This is a genomic window from Bradyrhizobium sp. USDA 4473 (assembly GCF_054063335.1).
In genome coordinates, this window is the sequence record NZ_JBSSGE010000001.1 from 2,400,135 (window position 1) to 2,417,687 (window position 17,553).

Here is a 17,553-nt window from a genome sequence, read left to right on the forward strand (position 1 = left end):
AGCTACTCAACGCAAGTTCAAGAACAAGCATCCAGGGAGAGTCCCGGTGAGTGAAGTCGTCAAGCTCGAACGTCATGACAACATTGCCGTCGTCACGGTTAACAGTCCGCCAGTGAACGCGCTGAGCGCGGCCGTGCGCGGCGGCATCTTCGATTGCATCAAGAGCGCGATCGATGACGCGCAGGTCCAGGGCATCGTGCTGACCTGCGCCGGCCGCACCTTCATCGCCGGCGCCGACATCACCGAATTCGGCAAGCCGCCGAAGCCGCCCGGACTCGCCGAGGTGCTGAGCCTGATGGAGAGCTCGCCGAAGCCGATCGTTGCTGCGATCCACGGCACCGCACTCGGCGGCGGCCTCGAGGTCGCGCTGGCCTGCCACTATCGCGTCGCCACCAAGGACGCCAAGCTCGGCCTGCCCGAGGTGAAGCTCGGCCTGCTGCCGGGCGCCGGCGGTACCCAGCGCCTGCCGCGCGCGGTCGGTCCCGAGCTCGCGGTCAAGATGATCGTCGGCGGCGATCCGATCGGCGCCGATGCCGCGCTGAAGGCCGGCCTGATCGAGGAGATCGTCGAAGGTCCGGCCTCGGGCGGTGAGGCATTTGCGCGCAAGGTGGTCGCCGAGAAGCGTCCGCTGCGCAAGCTGCGCGATGACGACTCGAAGCTCGCCGCGGCCAAGGCCGACCGTTCGATCTTCACCAATGCGGTCGCCGCGCTGACCAAGAAGTCGCGCGGCCTCGAGGCGCCGTTCGCCGCGGCCGATGCCGTCGGCGCCGCGATCGACCTGCCGTTCGAGGAAGGCCTGAAGAAGGAGCGCGAGGGTTTCCTCAAGCTGATGAACGGCGACCAGTCCAAGGCGCAGCGCTACGCGTTCTTCGCCGAGCGCGAGGCCGCCAAGATATCCGGCATTCCCGAGGGCACCAAGGGCCGCAACGTGGCCCGCGTCGCCATTCTCGGCGCCGGCACCATGGGCGGCGGCATCGCGATGTCGTTCGCAAATGCCGGCATCCCGGTCACGCTGATCGAGACCGGCGAGGAGCAGCTCAAGCGCGGCATGGGCATCATGCAGAAGAACTACGAGGCGACCGCGGCGCGCGGCGGCATACCGGCGGACGCGCCCGCCAAGCGGATGGCGCTGATCAACGGCGTCGTCGGCATCGAGAACGTCGGCGACGCCGATCTCGTGATCGAGGCGGTGTTCGAGACCATGGCGGTCAAGAAGGAGGTGTTCGGCAAGCTCGACCAGTATGCCAAGCCCGGCGCGGTGCTGGCCTCCAACACCTCCTATCTCAACATCGACGAGATCGCGAAATCGACCAAGCGTCCGCAGGACGTGCTCGGCATGCACTTCTTCTCGCCGGCCAACGTCATGAAGCTGTGCGAGATCGTGCGCGCCGACAAGACCGCGCCCGACGCGCTGGTGACCGCGGTGTCGATCGCCCGCAAGATCGCCAAGGTGCCGGCCGTGGTCGGCGTCTGCGACGGCTTCGTCGGCAACCGCATGCTGGCGCAGCGCGGCAAGCAGTCCGAGAAGCTGCTGTTCGAAGGCGCGCTGCCGCAGCAGGTCGATGCCGTCGTCACCAAGTTCGGCATGCCGATGGGCCCGTTCGCGATGGGCGATCTCGCCGGTCTCGACATCGGCTGGCGCTCGCGCAAGGACCGCGGCATCAAGTCGGAGATCGCCGACGCGCTGTGCGAAGCTGGCCGCTTCGGCCAGAAGACCGGCAAGGGCTACTACAAGTACGAGCCGGGCTCGCGCGCGGCGCTGCCCGATCCGGAGGTCGAGAAGCTGATCGACGAGACGCTGGCGCGCCTCGGCCGCAAGAAGCGCGTCGTCAGCGACGACGAGATCCTCGAGCGCATGATGTACCCGATGATCAACGAAGGCGCGAAGATCCTCGCCGAGGGCATCGCCGCGCGTCCGTCCGACATCGACGTGGTCTGGCTCTATGGCTACGGCTGGCCGATCTATCGCGGCGGTCCGATGTTCTGGGCCGACACGGTGGGCCTCAAGCACATCGCCGATCGCCTGGCCTTCTACGCCAAGGAGACCAACGATCCCTCGCTCGAGCCGGCGCCGCTGCTCAAGAAGCTCGCCGACGAAGGCAAGACCTTCGCCTCGCTCGCCGCGCCGTCGAAGGCGGCGTGATTGGCTGAAGGCCTAACCACGTGTCGTTCCGGGGCATCGCGTAAGCGATGAACCCGGAACCCATTGTGCCCCGGCACGTGCGGCCTGATGGATTCCGGGCCTGGCCCTTCGGGGCATCCCGGAATGACGACTTCAGAGAGTCCCTGCGAAGGCATCCATGACCTATCCCGGCGAACAATATTATCCCAAGGGCGTGCAGTGGAGCGACGAGATCACGCGCGGCACGCTGCCGGACCTGCTTGCGACCGCGGCAGCCGAATACGGCGTGCGCCCGGTGCTCGAATTCCGCGACCGGCAGATCGGCTACGCCGAACTGGAGGCCCTGGTGGAGACCGCGGCCGCCGCCTTCATGCGCGCCGGCTACGGCAAGGGCACCTCGGTCGCGCTGTTCCTCGGCAACTCGCCGGACCATCCGATCAATTTCTTCGGCGCGCTGAAGGCCGGCGCCCGCGTCGTGCATCTGTCGCCGCTCGACGGCGAGATCGCGCTGTCGCACAAGCTCTCGGACTCCGGCGCGCGCGTGCTGGTCACCAGCAACCTCTCGGCGCTGCTGCCGACCGCGCTGAAATTCCTCGCCAAGGGGCTGCTCGACCGCCTGATCGTCTGCGAGGACGACAATTGGGGCAAGGTCGGCACGCCGCAAACCGCGCTGCCCGACAATCCCGCCGTTATCACGCATCGCCAGTTCATCGATGGCGCTGTTAAGCCGGCGCAATGGCCCGCGGTCGACGTCGAGGACGTCGCGCTGCTGCAATATACCGGCGGCACCACGGGCCTGCCCAAGGGGGCCATGCTCAGCCACGGCAATCTCACCGCGGCGGTCTCGATCTACGACGTCTGGGGCAAGCCCGCGCGGCTCGAGCGCAATGCGATCGAGCGCGTGATCTGCGTGCTGCCGCTGTTTCATATCTATGCGCTGACCGTGGTGCTGCTGTCGGCGATCCGGCGCGGCCATCTGATCTCGCTGCACCAGCGCTTCGACGTCGAGGCCGTGATGCGCGATATCGAGGTCAAGCGCGCGACGGTGTTTCCCGGCGTGCCGACGATGTGGATCGCGATCGCCGCGCTGCCCGATCTCGACAAGCGCGATCTCTCCTCGCTGGTGGTTGCCGGCTCCGGCGGCGCGCCGCTGCCGGTCGAGGTTGCAAAGGTTTTCGAGCGCCGCGTCGGCATGAAGCTGAAGAGCGGCTGGGGCATGACCGAGACCTGCTCGCCCGGCACCGGTCATCCCAAGGAGGGCCCGGAGAAGCCGGGCTCGATCGGGCTGATGCTGCCCGGTATCGAGATGGACGTGGTGTCGCTGGAGGATTCCACCAGGGTGATGCCGGTCGGCGAGGTCGGCGAGATCCGCATCCGCGGCCCGAACGTCACCAAGGGCTACTGGAACAGGCCGGCGGAGACCGCGGAAGCCTTCGTCGGCGACCGATTCCTCACCGGCGACATCGGCTACATGGACACCGACGGCTATTTCTATCTGGTCGACCGCAAGAAGGACATGATCATCTCCGGCGGCTTCAACGTCTATCCGCAGATGATCGAGCAGGCGATCTACACCCATCCCGCGGTGCAGGAGGTGATCGTGATCGGGATTCCCGACGATTACCGCGGCGAAGCGGCAAAAGCCTTCATCAAGCTGCGCGACGGCGAGAAGCCGTTCTCGGTCGACGAGCTGCGCACGTTCCTCGCCGGCAAGGTCGGCAAGCACGAACTGCCGGCGGCGGTCGAGTTCGTCGCCGAACTGCCGCGCACCCCGGTCGGCAAGCTGTCGCGTCACGAATTGCGCCAGCAGCAGCCGAAGACAGCTCAAGCCAAATCAGTCGTTCAATAGGAGGATCCGATGGATCTCGCTTTCACCAAGGAAGAGATAGCGTTTCGCGAGGAGGTGCGGGAGTTCTTCAAGAACAACGTGCCGCCGGAGACACGGCGCAAGCTGCAGGAGGGCCGCCATCTGTCGAAGGACGAGATGGTCACCTGGTGGCGCATCCTCAACAAGAAGGGCTGGGGCGTCACTCACTGGCCGAAGGAATATGGCGGCACCGGCTGGAGCACCGTGCAGCACTACATCTTCAACGAGGAGCTGCAGTCCTATCCGGCGCCGCAGCCGCTCGCCTTCGGCGTCAGCATGGTCGGCCCGGTCATCTATACCTTCGGCAATGAGAAGCAGAAGAAGGAATACCTGCCGCGCATCGCCAATGTCGACGACTGGTGGTGCCAGGGCTTCTCGGAGCCGGGTTCGGGTTCGGATCTCGCCTCGCTGAAGACCAAGGCCGAGCGCAAAGGCGACAAGTGGATCATCAACGGCCAGAAGACCTGGACCACGCTCGCCCAGCACGCCGACATGATCTTCTGCCTCTGCCGCACCGACCCGGCCGCGAAGAAGCAGATGGGCATCTCCTTCATCGTGTTCAGCATGAAGTCGAAGGGCGTCACCGTCCGCCCGATCCAGACCATCGACGGCGGCCACGAGGTCAACGAAGTGTTCTTCGACGACGTCGAGGTGCCCTACGAGAACCTGATCGGCGAAGAGAACAAGGGCTGGGATTACGCAAAATTCCTGCTCGGTAATGAGCGCACCGGCATCGCCCGGGTCGGCGTGTCGAAGGAGCGGCTGCGCCGCATCCGCGCGCTGGCCTCCAAGGTCGAGTCCGGCGGCCGTCCTGTGATCGAGGATCCGGCGTTCCGCGAAAAGCTCACGGCCTGCGAGATCGAGCTGAAGGCGCTCGAGCTGACCCAGCTCCGCGTCGTCGCCGACGAGGGCAAGCACGGCAAGGGCAAGCCCAATCCGGCGTCCTCGGTGCTCAAGATCAAGGGCTCGGAGATCCAGCAGACCACCACCGAGCTTCTGATGGAGATCATCGGTCCGTTCGCCGCGCCCTATGACGAGCACGGCGACGCCGGCTCGAACGAGAGCATGGATTGGACCGCGCAGATCGCGCCGAGCTACTTCAACAACCGCAAGGTTTCGATCTACGGCGGCTCCAACGAGATCCAGCGCAACATCATCAGCAAGGCCGTGCTGGGGCTGTAGTTGGGCTCTCACCATTGTCGTCATTCCGGGGCTTCGCGTAGCGAAGAGCCCGGAATCCATCTTCCCGCAAGATGTGCGGTCAAATGGATTCCGGGTCTGGCCCTTCGGGCCATCCCGGAATGACGCCGCGGAAGAGCATCAGCATCTTTTGACGATAGGGAACGAACATGGATTTTGATCTGTCCGAGGAGCAGCGGCTTCTCAAGGAAAGCATCGACGGGCTTCTCACCGATGCCTACGACTTCGATGCGCGCAAGAAGTACATGAAGGAGAAGGGCGGCTGGAGCAAAGCGCTCTGGGGCAAGCTCGCCGAGCAGGGCCTGCTCGGTCTGCCCTTTGCCGAGACCGACGGCGGCTTCGGCGCCGGCGCGGTCGAGACCATGATCGTGATGGAAGCGCTCGGCAAGGCGCTGGTGGTCGAGCCTTATCTCGCCACCGTCGTGGTCGCCGGCGGCTTCCTGCGCCATGGCGGCTCGGCCGAGCAGAAGGCCAAGTACATTCCCGGCATCATCGACGGCAGCAAGACCTTCGGCTTCGCCCAGCTCGAGAAGAACTCGCGCTACGACCTGTTCGACGTCGTGACCACGGCCAAGAAGAAGGGCGATGGTTGGGTGATCGATGGCGAGAAGTTCGTCGTGCTCAATGGCGAGAACGCGGACACCTTGATCGTGACCGCGCGCACCAAGGGCGGCCAGCGCGACAAGACCGGGATCGGCGTGTTCCTGGTCCCGGCGGATGCCAAGGGCGTCACCAAAAAGGGCTATCCGACCCAGGACGGCCTGCACGCGGCCGACATCACCTTCACCAATGTCGAGGTCGGTGCGGATGCTGCGATCGGCGATCCCGAGAACGGCCTGCCGCTGATCGAGCGCGTCGCGGACGAAGCCCGCACCGCGCTGTGCGCAGAGGCCGTCGGCGCGATGGACGAGTCGCTGAAGGAGACCGTCGAGTACATCAAGACCCGCAAGCAGTTCGGCGTGGCGATCGGCTCGTTCCAGAGCCTGCAGCACCGCGCCGCCGACATGTTCGTGGCCCTGGAGCAGGCCCGCAGCATGTCGATGTTCGCGACCATGGCGTCGGACTTCGACGATGCCAAGGAGCGTTCGTCCGCGGTGGCGGCTGCCAAGGTGCAGGTCGGCAAGTCGCTGAAGTTCGTTGGCCAGCAGTCGATCCAGCTTCACGGCGGCATCGGCATGACCATGGAAGCCAAGATCGGCCACTACTTCAAGCGGCTGACCATGATCGAGAACACGCTCGGCGACACCGACTACCATCTACGTCGCGTCAGCGAGGGCGGCGGGCTGCTGGCTTAGTCCTCAACTGTCACTCCGGGTCAGCCCGAAGGGCTGAGCCCGGAATCCATTTCATCACCAATGATGCGGCCCAATGGATTCCGGGTTCTCGCTTCGCGAGCCCCGGAATGACGGCCCATCCGGGAGGCAACAACAATGAAAAACACCCCGTTCGATCTCACCGGCCAGGTCGCGGTCGTCACCGGCTCGAGCCGCGGCATCGGCCGCGCCTCGGCGGAGCTGCTCGCAAAACTCGGCGCCAAGGTTGTGATCTCCTCGCGCAAGGCGGATGCCTGCGAGGTCGTCGCCGACGGCATCAAGAAGGCCGGCGGCGACGCGCTCGTCATTCCCTGCAACATCGCGCGGCGCGATGAGGTCGAGGCGCTGGTCTCGGGCACCATCAAGCATTACGGCAAGATCGACATCCTGGTCTGCAACGCCGCGGTGAATCCGTATTACGGCCCGCTGCTCGACATCACGGACGAGGCCTTCGACAAGATCATGGGCTCCAACGTCAAGAGCAACATCTGGCTCTCCGCGCTGGCGATCCCGCAGATGGCCGAACGCGGCAAGGGCTCGGTCGTGATCATCTCCTCGATCGGCGGCTTGCGCGGCTCGACCGTGATCGGCGCCTACGGCATCTCCAAGGCGGCGGATTTTGCGCTGTGCCGCAGCCTCGCCGGTGAATGGGGCCCGAAGGGCGTGCGCGTCAATTGCGTGGCGCCGGGCCTGGTGAAAACCGATTTCGCCCGCGCGCTGTGGGAGGATCCGGACAATCTGAAGCGCCGCACCGCGTCGACGCCGCTCCGCCGCATCGGCGAGCCCGACGAGATCGCCGGCGCCGTGGCCTATCTCGCCTCCGACGCCTCGACCTTCATGACCGGCCAGACCATCGTGGTCGACGGCGGCGTGACGACGGCGGCGACGTAAGCGGCTGTTCCTTCGGGATGGCGCTCAGCTTGCTCAGTGTCATCACCCGCGCATGCGGGTGATCCAGTATTCCAGAGACCGCGGTGCTTGAGCCGAAGGGCCGCGGCGTACTGGATCGCCCGGTCGGAGCCGGGCGATGACAAGGGGCATATGCGATAGCCTTCCTGCGCAAGCGAGAGGGGGAGCTCAGCCCGCCTCATACCTGCTCCAGCGCCCGCTCGAAATCCTCGATCAGATCGTCGGGGTGCTCGAGCCCGGCCGAGAAGCGGATAAAGCCTTCGCTGATGCCGAGCTCGGCGCGGGCCTCCGGCGCCAGGCGCTGATGCGTCGTGGTGGCGGGATGCGTGACTAGGCTCTTGGCATCGCCGAGATTGTTGGAGATTCGCGAGATCTTCAGCGCGTTGAGGCAGCGGAACGCGCCTGCCTTGCCGTCCTTGACCTCGAAGCCGACCAGCGTCGAGCCGGCGCCCATCTGCTTCTTCACCGTCGCAGCCTGCGGATGATCCGCGCGGCCGGGATAGACCAGCCGTGTGATCTTCGGATGCCTGGCCAGCGCCTCGGCGATCTTCGCTGCGTTTTCGGTCTGCGCGCGGACGCGGACGCCGAGCGTCTCCAGCCCCTTCAGCAGCACCCAGGCGTTGAACGGCGACAGCGACGGGCCGGTCTGGCGCATGAAATTATGGATGTGCTCGGCGATGAAGGCCTCCGACGACAGGATGACGCCGCCGAGGCAGCGGCCCTGGCCGTCGATATGCTTGGTCGCGGAATAGACCACCACGTCGGCGCCGAGCGACAGCGGGCTCTGCCAGATCGGCGTCGCGAACACGTTGTCGACGATCAGCCGGGCGCCGCCGCTGTGGGCAATCTTGGCGATCGCGCCGATGTCGAGCACGTCGAGCGTCGGGTTGGTCGGGCTTTCCAGGAAGAAGGTCTTGGTGTTCGGCCGCAAGGCGCGCTGCCACTGGTCGAGATCGAGGCCGTCGACCAGCGTCGTCTCGATGCCGTAACGCGGCAGCAGGTCCTGCACCACATAGAGGCAGGAGCCGAACAGGGCTTTCGAGGCCACCACGTGATCGCCGGCCTTCAGCGGTGCGAGGATCGCGGTGGTCACCGCGGCCATGCCGGTCGCGGTCGAGCGCGCGGCCTCCGCGCCCTCGAGCTCGATCATGCGGCGCTCGAACATCGCAATGGTCGGGTTGGAATAGCGCGAATAGATGAAGCCGGGGTCCTGGCCCTTGAAGCGCGCCTCGCATTGCTCGGCGGTGTCGTAAACGTAACCCTGGGTGAGAAACAGCCCTTCCGACGTCTCGCCGAATTGCGAGCGCAGCGTGCCGCCATGGACCAGGCGGGTTTCGGGACGGAAGCGGGCGGTACCTTCAGATTCAGACATGTGACCTCCGAAGTGGCCATTCCTCTGGAAAATGGCCACAAAAAAACCGGCCTGGAGCAACCTCCACAAGCCGGGATCACACTGTCCCCGGCCTGTTTAGCGACTTATTTAACGTGGCTGCAAGCCGGCCGGCTCAAATCACCACGGGATAAGTGCAGCTGATATTCCCTCGCGCCCTTTCCGTCAAGACGGTCATCGGATAACCCGTAAAAGCCCATATTTTAGGGCTTGATGGCCGCCAGAGGTTGGTTTTGGGCCATCTCGAGGGACCGTATCGTGTCGTTCACGCTGGAAGATGAATCCAACGGAATCCTGCCCGACCGCATGATCGCGGAGATGGCGGAGGCCGGTCTCATTCTGCCCGCCTACGACTTCGTCGAGAGCCAGATCCAGCCGGCGAGCCTCGATCTGCGCCTCGGCGACATCGCCTACCGGGTCCGCGCCAGCTTCCTGCCGGGGCCCGATGCCACCGTCGCCGAGCGGATCGACCAGCTCAAGCTGCACGAGATCGATCTGTCCGACGGCGCGGTGCTGGAGACCAATTGCGTCTACATCGTCCCGCTGCTGGAGAGCCTGGCGCTGCCGCCGGAGATCGTCGCCGCGGCCAACCCGAAGAGCTCGACCGGACGGCTCGACGTCTTCACCCGCGTGATCGCCGACGGTACCCGCCGCTTCGACATGATCGGCGCCGGCTATCACGGCCCGCTCTACGCCGAGATCTCGCCGAAGACGTTTCCGGTGCTGCTGCGCGAGGGCTCGCGGCTCAGCCAGGTCCGCTTCCGGATCGGCGAGGCGACCTTGACCGCCGACGAACTGGACGCGCTGCATGCCAGTGAGCGGCTGGTCGATGCCGACAATGCCGATCTCACCCATGGCGTCGCGCTGTCGGTCGATCTCTCCGGCGAGAGCTCGGGCGGCTTCGTCGGCTATCGCGCCAAGCGCCACACCGGCGTGGTCGATGTCGATCGCCGCGGCGGCTACGCGGTCGACGAGTTCTGGGAGCCGATCAAGGCGCGGCCCGACGGCAGCCTGATCCTCGATCCCGGAGAGTTCTACATCCTGGCGTCGAAAGAGGCCGTGCAGGTGCCGCCGGACTACGCCGCGGAGATGGTGCCGTTCGATCCTTTGGTCGGCGAATTCCGCGTCCACTATGCCGGCTTCTTCGATCCCGGCTTCGGCTATGCCGGCGCCGGCGGCAAGGGCGCGCGCGCCGTGCTCGAAGTGCGCTCGCGCGAGGTGCCGTTCATCCTCGAGCATGGCCAGATCGTCGGCCGCCTGGTCTATGAGCGGATGCTCGAGCGTCCCGATGCGCTCTACGGCCAGCGCATCGGCTCGAACTATCAGGCGCAGGGCCTGAAGCTCTCCAAGCATTTTCGCGTTTAATTCCGCGAGCCGGAGTTCGCGTAGCCAATAAGACCGTCGCGCCATCATTCTCCGCTGTCATTCCCCGCGAAAGCGGGGAATCCAGTACGCCGCGGCTTCTCCATCGACAATGACCGTCTCTGGGATACTGGATCGCCCGAACGAGTCGGGCGATGACACCGCGTGTGTGGTTGCGCCGTCGCTTCCGCGATGACACATTCGAGAAAACAACAAGCCGGGAGCGAACATGACCGCAGGCGAGAGCGCACAACAGGCGCAATGGCGGAAGTGGCGCAGCGTCGCCGATCTCTATCACGCCTTCTTCACCGGGCTGATCCTCACCGTGATCACGCGGCGCGGCACCGCCGACGCCGCCGAATTCGTCTTCCGCGTGTTTCGCCGCCAGCAGCAGGAGCGCTTCCTGCCCGGCTTGAAGAAACTCGGCCTCGACGGCCTGCCGCCGGCGGTCGCGGCCGCGCAGTATCACTATCTCTCCAACTGGATCGGCGGCGTGCACGTCGAATACATGTTTGAGACCGACCGCAAGGCCTGGATCCGCTATCCGCCGCCGCGCTGGATCTGGAAGGGCACAGCGATCTGCGGCGTGCCCGGCGAGGTCTCGCGCGCGATGCTGCGCGGCTGGCACGCCAACAATGGCGTGGCGCTCGGCGATCTCAGGCTCGGCTTCGTCTGCACCAAGCAGAGCGTCGACGGCCAGGACGGGCTCGAGGGCTATTACTGCGAATATGATCACCCGCTCGAGCTCGACCAGCGCCTGGTGTTCGCGCGCCATCTCGAGGCACCGCTGTTCGATGCGAAGACCGCGCCGGCGCTGCCGGTCGACAGCTGGCCGCGTCAGCGGCTGGAGAAGGCTTATCGCAACTACGCGATGGAATATGTGAAGACGGCCGCGCCTGTGATCGTGCAGGTGTTCGGGCCTGAGGATGCGAGCTATCTGCTGCATCTCACCGGCAGACTGATTGGCATGCAGTATTTCGATGAGGTCGCGCAGGCGCTCGGTGGCAGTCGTGGCCGCGCCACGGAATTTGCGGCATTCCTGCGCACGCTGTTCGAGGCGCAGGATGACGTCGCAGAGATCAGCGAGTCCGAGGGCCAGTTCGAGATCCGCCAGCAGGGCTGGAAGCTAATGGCCGATGTGGCCGACTATCACCCGGCCTGCGCCGGCGTGCTGACCGGGCTGTTCGAGGGGCTTGCCGCCGGCTGCGGACGGCACATTCCGGTGCATCTAAAGCCGAACAGCGCTGCCGGCGCGCCATTCGTCTGGTCGATCGGCTAGATCAGAGGTTCACCTGCAATCGCGCAGGCCCCCCTTGCGTCCCGCGCACGTGGAATCCGCTGCTGCCATGGTAGGGAAACACCATGGCGCGGCTCCCAGACTGCGCAGAGCGCGATCAGCAAAAGTGGGTACCGGTTTTGCGCCTGATCGCGCTCTGAATCATAAATTTAGGCGCATGACCTCTTCGCCAAACCGCCCACACTTTGGCGGGTCATGCGCCGTGGAGTGGAAATGTCCGATCTCGGCCTCGCCGAAATACCTGTCGACGAACAAGAGCGGCCGCTGCCGCCGCCGGTGAGCAAGCCGGCGCGCAATGCGCTGCTCGACGGGCCGATCCTGCGCACGCTGTTGTGGCTCGCCTGGCCGAACGTGATCGCGCTCTCGGCCGGCACCTGCGTTGTCATTGCCGAGACCTGCTATATCGGCCGGCTCGGCGTCGAGTCGCTGGCGGCGATGGCGCTGCTGTTTCCCTGCGTGATCCTGACGATGACGATGTCGGGCGGCGCGATGGGCGGCGGCGTCGCGTCCGCGATTGCGCGCGCGCTCGGCGCCGGCGAGATCGAGCGCGCCTCGACGCTGGCCATGCATGCGCTGATGATCGGGCTGACTTTTGGTCTGACGTTCATGCTCGGCATGCTGATCTTCGGCCCGCGTCTGCTCGAACTGCTCGGCGGCCGCGGCAATGTGCTGGCGCAGGCGATCGCCTATTCGCAGATCTTCTTCGGCGGCGCGATCCTGCCCTGGCTGATGAACACGATGGCCGGCATCCTGCGCGGCACCGGCAACATGAAGCTGCCGTCGACCATGATCCTGTCCTCGGCGGTGTGGCAGATCATTTTGGGCGGCACGCTCGGGCTCGGCCTCGGCCCGGTGCCGCAATTCGGCATGCGCGGCGTCGCCGCGGGTTCGCTGATCGCCTATTCGATCAGCATCAGCGTGATGGGCTGGTATCTGTTCTCGGGCCGGGCCCGCGTGAAGCCGAAGTTCAGGGGGCTGCGCGTGCAGTGGGCGATGTTCATCGACATCCTCCGGGTCGGCGCCGTCTCCTGCTTCTCGCCGCTGCAATCGGTCCTGACGATCTCGATCTTCACCCACATGCTGGCGCAGTTCGGCACCGCGGTGCTCGCCGGCTACGGCATCGGCGCCCGGCTTGAATTCATGCTGACCTCGGTTGCCTTTGCGGTCGGCATCGCCTCGGTGCCGATGATCGGCATGGCGGTCGGCGCCGAGCGCGTCGCGCGGGCCCGGCGCATCGCCTGGACCGCGGGCACGGTGTCGTTTCTCTCGGTCGGTGCGGTCGGCAGCTTCATCGCTGTCTTCCCCGACCTCTGGGTCAATCTGTTCACCGACGATCCGCATGTGCGGGCGACCAGCCATCAATATCTCTCGACCGCCGCGCCGATGTACGCCTTCATCGGCCTTGCGATGTCGATGTATTTCTCCTCGCAAGGCGCGGCGAAGGTGCTGGGTCCGGTGCTGGCGCAGACCGCGCGCCTGATCTTCATCGGTACCGGCGGCTGGTGGCTGTCGACCCATGAGGCGAGCGCGCAAAACTTCTTCGCCCTCGCCGCCGCCTCGATGGGGGTGCTCGGCGTGCTCTCATGCCTCAGCGTGATCCTGACGCGCTGGGGCAAATCGGCGCCGGTCGCAGCACCGCAGCCGGCGCTGTCGTGAGCTATTGGACCCGTCATCCGGTCCTTCCCCGTCATCCTGAGGAGCGCGCAGCGCGTCTCGAAGGATCGACGGCCCCGGTGCTTCAGCGTTCGCTCCTGGAAACAGCTGGGCTGTCGCCCTTCGAGACGGCCGCTTCGCGGCCTCCTCAGGGTGACGGTCGAAGATACTTTACGCGGCGTTCTTTTCCTTCGCCGATAGCGCCTGCGCCTTCTGCATCGCCTTGCCGCCGAGGTCCATCTGCGCGTCCATGTAGGGTGCGATCTCGTGCGGCAGCACGTCGGCGATCCACACCACGCGGCAGCGCGATTCGCCATCGGCAAACACCTGCACAGAGGCGGAGTGCTGCGTCAGCCGTTCGCTGCTGATCGCATAGACCAGCCGCTGTCGCTTGTCGTCGCAATCGACCAGTGTCTCGCGTGCCACGGTGCCGTTGCTGAAAGTGACGGTGCGGACGTCGCCGTCAAGCTGGGTGTCGGTGACGAAGCCCGGCACCAGCCGCGTATGCAGCGCGCCGAAATCGCGCAGCGCGTCCCAGACGTGGTCGGCTGGCGCGTCGATCGGGATGTCCTTGTGAATTGAGGCCATCGGATAGGGTCCTTTTATCAACAGATCTCAGGTCGACACCGCTTCGACATTGTTGCCGTCGGGGTCGAGCAGGAACGCCGCGTAGTAGGTCGGGCTGTAATCCTTGCGATGGCCCGCCGCGCCGTTGTCCTTGCCGCCGGCCTTCAGGCCTGCGCTATGGAATGTCTTGATCGCGTCGTGGCTCGGGGCGCGGAACGCGATGTGGGCGCCGCCCTGGGCCTTGCCCTTGTGCAGATGCAGCCAGAGCGCGGGCTCGCCCTTTGGGCCGAAACCGGCACCGCTGCCGTCGCGCGAGCACAGCACGAAGCCGAGCGGCGCCAGCGCCGCGGTGTAGAAGCGCACGCTGGCGTCGAGGTCACTGACGCGCAATCCGATATGGTCGTACATGATGAGGTCTCCAGTCATCGGGCGCGTCGAGGGACGCGCGGACCGGAGCAACCTAGCTATTGCAGCGCAAGCCGTTCTTGGAGAATCTTGCGGTCGCCGCGAGAGGCCTGGCGGAACTTCAGCGGTGAGGCGCCGGCGGCGCGGCGGAAGCTGCGCACGAAATTGGAGAGATCGCCGAAGCCGACGTCATAGGCGATCTCGGTGATCGGAGAGTCGTCGTCGGCCAGCCGCCGCGCCGCATGGCGCAGACGCGAGCGCACAAGATATTGATGCGGGGTGACGCCGAGCACCGCGGAGAACAGCCGCAGGAAGTGGAACGTGCTGAGGCCCGCCTGCTCCGCGGCAGCGTCGAGATCGATCTGATGCTGCGAATTGGCGTCGATCCACAGCGCGGTTTCAACCGCGCGGCGGCGATCGCGCAAGCCGGCGGTGAGGGGCTTTGCCTTGCGCTCCGCCACCAGCTCGACCAGTCGGCTGGCGAGGAGGTGACCGACCTCGTCGAGCCCGACGTCGCTGTTGCCAGCTGCCGCCGTCTGGGCGAGCTCGCCGATCACCATCAATTGCGGCAGCGGCGGCACCGCGCCGACCTGCCAGACCGCCGCGTGGTCGCCGATCGTCTCGACCAGCTCCGGATCGAGGAAAAACGACAGGCACTCGTCGCCGACCACATGATCGTGGGTGCAGATGTATTCGTCGCCGGGATGGCCGACCAGGATGGAGCCTGCCACCAGTTCATGGAAGCGGCCGCGGCAATGGCAGCCGAAGCTGCCGCTGCGCACATAGGACACGGAGTGGCAGGCGAACTGCTCGACGAACGGCTTGTCGCCGGGCTCCGCCGTGCAGCGAAACTCGTTCACCGTGATGCGCTCGCGCTGCAACAGCGTGGACCGGTTCATACCCAGGATTTAGGCTTGCGGCCGGGGCCGCGCAACCGGCAGCAGCACGTCAAACAGGGTCTTGCCGGCGGTCAGTTGGGCGCCCTCGATCGACAGCAGGCGCCGCTTGGAGACGCTGCCGCCGTTCGGCGAGATGCGGTCGGCATAGTGGCGCGCCTCGAGCACGCGATGGCAGGGCACGATGATCATGAACGGATTGCGGCCGAGCGCCTGTGCCACCGAATAGACCGCGCCGGAGGCGCGCAAGGCGCTTGCCACCTCGTCATAGGTCCGGGTCTCGCCGCGGGGAATGCCGCGGACAATCTGGTAGACGCGCTGATCGAAGGCCGGGATGCCGCCCATGTCGAGCGCAACGCCCGAGAGGTCGCTTTCGCCGCTGCGCATGATCGCGGCGATGCCCTCGATTGCGATCTCGACGTCCTCGGGAGGCCGCATCTCGCGTGCATCGGGATAAAGCTTGAACAGCCGCCTGCGGGTTTCGATCTCGCGCTGCTCGGGAAGCTGCACGCCGGCAATGCCGGCTTCGCCCCATGCGATGCCGCATCGGCCGATTGCCGTGTCGAAAATGGTGTACCCACGCCCCGCCATGACGCCACCAGCCCCCAGGGCGCGATCATAGCATCGCCGCGGTCCGGCGCATCCGGAATCTTCACGTTTAGTTAAGCATGTCGCGGCGGGCGCAGTGTGACCTCGACAACGTCCGGTCACGCATCTGCCGGTCACGCATCTTAAAGGCTTTGCCCGCTATCTGGACGCAGCATGCTGCTCCTCGATACGATCGGCGGAACGATGACGAGCACGAGCGCCGAAGCCGCGCCCGGCAGCGCGGGCATGGCCCGGCGCGCGCGTGGGCGCCTTCGCCCGCTATTCGGGTTGCTGTTGCTGGCGCTGGTGATCCGCCTTGCGGCCGCGGTCTGGCCCAACGTGATGTATCCCGACGAGATCTTCCAGTATCTCGAGCCGGCGTGGCGCATGCTCGGCCATGACGGCATCCTGACCTGGGAATGGCGCGAAGGCATTCGCGGCTGGTTCCTGCCGACACTGCTGGCCGGACCGGTTGCGCTCGGTGAGGCGATTGCGCCCGGCGGCGCGGGTGCCTTCCTGGTGCCGCGCCTGGTCGCGGCATGTGCATCGGTATCGATGGTGGTCAGCGCCTGGTACTTCGGCGCGCGGGTCTCGCGAACCCATGCCGTCGTCGCGGCGTTTGCCGCCGCGGTCTGGTTCGAGTTGATCCTGCTCGCGCCGCACACGCTGGGCGAGCCGCTGGCGACGGCGCTGATCGTGCCGGCGGCGCTGCTGGTGACCGATCATCCGTCGCAGCGGCGTCTTGCGATCGGCGGTGCCTTGCTCGCTTTCGCCTTTGTCTGCCGCTTCCAATATGCGCCGGCCATCGCAGTGCTCGCGCTCGGCGCCTGCTGGAAGCGCTGGCGCAACCTCGTTCCGCTGATCGTCGGAGGCCTCGCAGCGCTGGTGCTCACCGCCGCGATCGATCTTGCGCATGGCGCGGTGCCGTTCGCCTGGCTGATCGGCAATGTCAGGGAAAACCTCGTGCAGGATCGCGCCACCGAGTTCGGCGTGACCCCGCCTGCGGCCTATCTCGTCAATTTCCTGATCGTGTGGTCCGCGACGATCGTGCTGCCGCTTGCTGCGATCTGGCGCGGCTGGCGGCATGCACCGCTGCTGCTGGCTGTCGCGCTCGCCAATCTCGCCTTCCACAGCCTGATCGCGCACAAGGAATACCGCTTCGTCTTCCTCTCGGTGGTGTTGTTCATCATCGTCGCCGCGCTCGGCTCGGCCGACTGGGTGCAATGGCTGCGTACGAAGGACAAATGGCGCCGCTTTGCGTTGCCGGTCGTCATGGGGGGCTGGACGCTGCTCTCGGTGGCGCTGGCCGGCGCCAGCGAAGGGATGCGCGAATACTGGACGCGCGGCGTCGGTGCCGCGCAGCTCGCGGCGGAACTGCGCAACGATCCCCAGATGTGCGGCCTCGCGCTTTACAACGTCCGCTTCCAGCTGTTGCCGGGCCGCGAGCGCTTGGTCGGCCCGGTGCCGCTCTATGTGCTTGCGCCCACCGATCCGCTTGCCGAGCTGGTCCTGCCGCTGTTGTTGCAGACCACCAAGCCAGCCTTCAACCGCATCCTTGCACGCCCCGGGGCGGCCGGCGATCTGCCGGCGGATTTCTCACAGCAAAGCTGTGCCCATGTCGGCATCGCCGATGCCTGCATCTACGCGCGCAGCGGGACCTGCGACGCGACGGCCGCCACGCCCTTTGTCATCAATGACGCGCTCGTGAGGATGGGGCACTAAAGCACGGTCCGGAAAAGTGCAACGCGGTTTTCCGAAAAGATCATGCTCAAACAAACAGCTGGTGCGGCGATCGGCCTCAATGCGCTTGATCCGCTGCCGCCGCCCGGGCTATGGTCCGGCAGGTCGCACCCGATTGGGTCGACCTCAAGCAATTGAGTTCGCGGGCGTAGTTCAATGGTAGAACGGCAGCTTCCCAAGCTGCATACGAGGGTTCGATTCCCTTCGCCCGCTCCAGCCCTTGTTTCATAGGGGGTGTGTACGA

The 17,553-nt window shown here is 65.9% G+C and carries 14 protein-coding genes, 1 tRNA gene and 1 riboswitch; of the genes, 10 read left to right on the forward strand and 5 right to left on the reverse strand.

Annotation, left to right across the window (positions count from 1 at the left end):
- Positions 1–46: 46 nt before the first annotated feature.
- The 5 genes from ACVW17_RS11205 (at position 47) to ACVW17_RS11225 (ending at position 7,393) form a co-directional block, all read left to right on the forward strand.
- Positions 47–2,143, forward strand: coding sequence for a 3-hydroxyacyl-CoA dehydrogenase NAD-binding domain-containing protein (locus tag ACVW17_RS11205; RefSeq protein WP_456797125.1), 2,097 nt, complete (start codon positions 47–49; stop codon positions 2,141–2,143).
- Positions 2,144–2,300: 157 nt separating this feature from the next.
- The gene (gene pimA / locus ACVW17_RS11210; RefSeq protein WP_456797126.1) at positions 2,301–3,971 is read left to right on the forward strand and encodes a dicarboxylate--CoA ligase PimA; all 1,671 of its coding nucleotides are present in this window, start codon (positions 2,301–2,303) and stop codon (positions 3,969–3,971) included.
- A gap of 9 nt (positions 3,972–3,980) precedes the next feature.
- Positions 3,981–5,171, forward strand: coding sequence for a pimeloyl-CoA dehydrogenase large subunit (gene pimC / locus ACVW17_RS11215; RefSeq protein WP_038384528.1), 1,191 nt, complete (start codon positions 3,981–3,983; stop codon positions 5,169–5,171).
- 167 nt (positions 5,172–5,338) lie between these two features.
- Complete coding sequence (gene pimD / locus ACVW17_RS11220; RefSeq protein ID WP_456751940.1) at positions 5,339–6,484, forward strand: pimeloyl-CoA dehydrogenase small subunit; 1,146 nt, start codon at positions 5,339–5,341, stop codon at positions 6,482–6,484.
- 135 nt (positions 6,485–6,619) lie between these two features.
- Positions 6,620–7,393: an SDR family NAD(P)-dependent oxidoreductase gene (locus ACVW17_RS11225; protein ID WP_456751941.1), complete on the forward strand. Its 774-nt coding sequence runs from the start codon at positions 6,620–6,622 to the stop codon at positions 7,391–7,393.
- Between the two features lie 196 nt (positions 7,394–7,589).
- Here ACVW17_RS11225 and ACVW17_RS11230 read toward each other — a convergent pair whose 3' ends face one another.
- Positions 7,590–8,783 (reverse strand): O-succinylhomoserine sulfhydrylase, encoded by a 1,194-nt coding sequence (locus tag ACVW17_RS11230; protein WP_456797127.1) that lies wholly within the window; start codon positions 8,781–8,783, stop codon positions 7,590–7,592.
- Positions 8,784–8,858: 75 nt separating this feature from the next.
- Positions 8,859–8,938: riboswitch (SAM riboswitch) on the reverse strand.
- 121 nt (positions 8,939–9,059) lie between these two features.
- Between ACVW17_RS11230 and ACVW17_RS11235 the strand changes: the two genes are divergently transcribed.
- The 3 genes from ACVW17_RS11235 to ACVW17_RS11245 all read left to right on the forward strand — a co-directional run bounded on the left by ACVW17_RS11235 (position 9,060) and on the right by ACVW17_RS11245 (position 13,116).
- Complete coding sequence (locus ACVW17_RS11235) at positions 9,060–10,166, forward strand: 2'-deoxycytidine 5'-triphosphate deaminase (RefSeq protein ID WP_456797128.1); 1,107 nt, start codon at positions 9,060–9,062, stop codon at positions 10,164–10,166.
- 226 nt (positions 10,167–10,392) lie between these two features.
- Entirely contained in the window at positions 10,393–11,442 is a 1,050-nt protein-coding gene (locus tag ACVW17_RS11240; protein WP_456797129.1) for a hypothetical protein, read from the forward strand.
- A gap of 231 nt (positions 11,443–11,673) precedes the next feature.
- Positions 11,674–13,116, forward strand: coding sequence for an MATE family efflux transporter (locus tag ACVW17_RS11245; protein ID WP_456797130.1), 1,443 nt, complete (start codon positions 11,674–11,676; stop codon positions 13,114–13,116).
- A 168-nt stretch (positions 13,117–13,284) separates the two neighbouring features.
- On the opposite strand, the gene ACVW17_RS11250 is transcribed toward ACVW17_RS11245, so the two are convergent.
- Genes ACVW17_RS11250 through ACVW17_RS11265 form a run of 4 tightly spaced genes read right to left on the reverse strand, consistent with a single transcriptional unit; the run spans position 13,285 to position 15,572 of the window.
- Positions 13,285–13,701 (reverse strand): SRPBCC family protein, encoded by a 417-nt coding sequence (locus ACVW17_RS11250; protein WP_456751946.1) that lies wholly within the window; start codon positions 13,699–13,701, stop codon positions 13,285–13,287.
- Positions 13,702–13,728: 27 nt separating this feature from the next.
- Positions 13,729–14,088 (reverse strand): VOC family protein, encoded by a 360-nt coding sequence (locus ACVW17_RS11255; RefSeq protein ID WP_456751947.1) that lies wholly within the window; start codon positions 14,086–14,088, stop codon positions 13,729–13,731.
- A gap of 56 nt (positions 14,089–14,144) precedes the next feature.
- Entirely contained in the window at positions 14,145–14,984 is an 840-nt protein-coding gene (locus ACVW17_RS11260) for a helix-turn-helix domain-containing protein (protein WP_456751948.1), read from the reverse strand.
- Positions 14,985–14,993: 9 nt separating this feature from the next.
- Positions 14,994–15,572 (reverse strand): methylated-DNA--[protein]-cysteine S-methyltransferase, encoded by a 579-nt coding sequence (locus ACVW17_RS11265; RefSeq protein ID WP_456751949.1) that lies wholly within the window; start codon positions 15,570–15,572, stop codon positions 14,994–14,996.
- Positions 15,573–15,743: 171 nt separating this feature from the next.
- Between ACVW17_RS11265 and ACVW17_RS11270 the strand changes: the two genes are divergently transcribed.
- Positions 15,744–17,291, forward strand: a complete 1,548-nt coding sequence (locus ACVW17_RS11270; protein ID WP_456751950.1) for a 4-amino-4-deoxy-L-arabinose transferase — start codon at positions 15,744–15,746, stop codon at positions 17,289–17,291.
- A gap of 160 nt (positions 17,292–17,451) precedes the next feature.
- Positions 17,452–17,525 (forward strand) — tRNA-Gly (locus tag ACVW17_RS11275).
- Positions 17,526–17,553: the final 28 nt, after the last annotated feature.

Bases quoted from the DNA above. Each gene is read 5' to 3' on its own strand.
- ACVW17_RS11225 (WP_456751941.1), top strand. From the start codon at position 6,620: ATGAAAAACACCCCGTTCGATCTCACCGGCCAGGTCGCGGTCGTCACC.
- ACVW17_RS11255 (WP_456751947.1), bottom strand. From the start codon at position 14,088: ATGTACGACCATATCGGATTGCGCGTCAGTGACCTCGACGCCAGCGTG.
- ACVW17_RS11265 (WP_456751949.1), bottom strand. From the start codon at position 15,572: ATGGCGGGGCGTGGGTACACCATTTTCGACACGGCAATCGGCCGATGC.
- ACVW17_RS11270 (WP_456751950.1), top strand. From the start codon at position 15,744: ATGCTGCTCCTCGATACGATCGGCGGAACGATGACGAGCACGAGCGCC.
- ACVW17_RS11250 (WP_456751946.1), bottom strand. From the start codon at position 13,701: ATGGCCTCAATTCACAAGGACATCCCGATCGACGCGCCAGCCGACCAC.
- pimA (WP_456797126.1), top strand. From the start codon at position 2,301: ATGACCTATCCCGGCGAACAATATTATCCCAAGGGCGTGCAGTGGAGC.
- pimC (WP_038384528.1), top strand. From the start codon at position 3,981: ATGGATCTCGCTTTCACCAAGGAAGAGATAGCGTTTCGCGAGGAGGTG.
- ACVW17_RS11230 (WP_456797127.1), bottom strand. From the start codon at position 8,783: ATGTCTGAATCTGAAGGTACCGCCCGCTTCCGTCCCGAAACCCGCCTG.
- pimD (WP_456751940.1), top strand. From the start codon at position 5,339: ATGGATTTTGATCTGTCCGAGGAGCAGCGGCTTCTCAAGGAAAGCATC.
- ACVW17_RS11240 (WP_456797129.1), top strand. From the start codon at position 10,393: ATGACCGCAGGCGAGAGCGCACAACAGGCGCAATGGCGGAAGTGGCGC.
- ACVW17_RS11245 (WP_456797130.1), top strand. From the start codon at position 11,674: ATGTCCGATCTCGGCCTCGCCGAAATACCTGTCGACGAACAAGAGCGG.
- ACVW17_RS11260 (WP_456751948.1), bottom strand. From the start codon at position 14,984: ATGAACCGGTCCACGCTGTTGCAGCGCGAGCGCATCACGGTGAACGAG.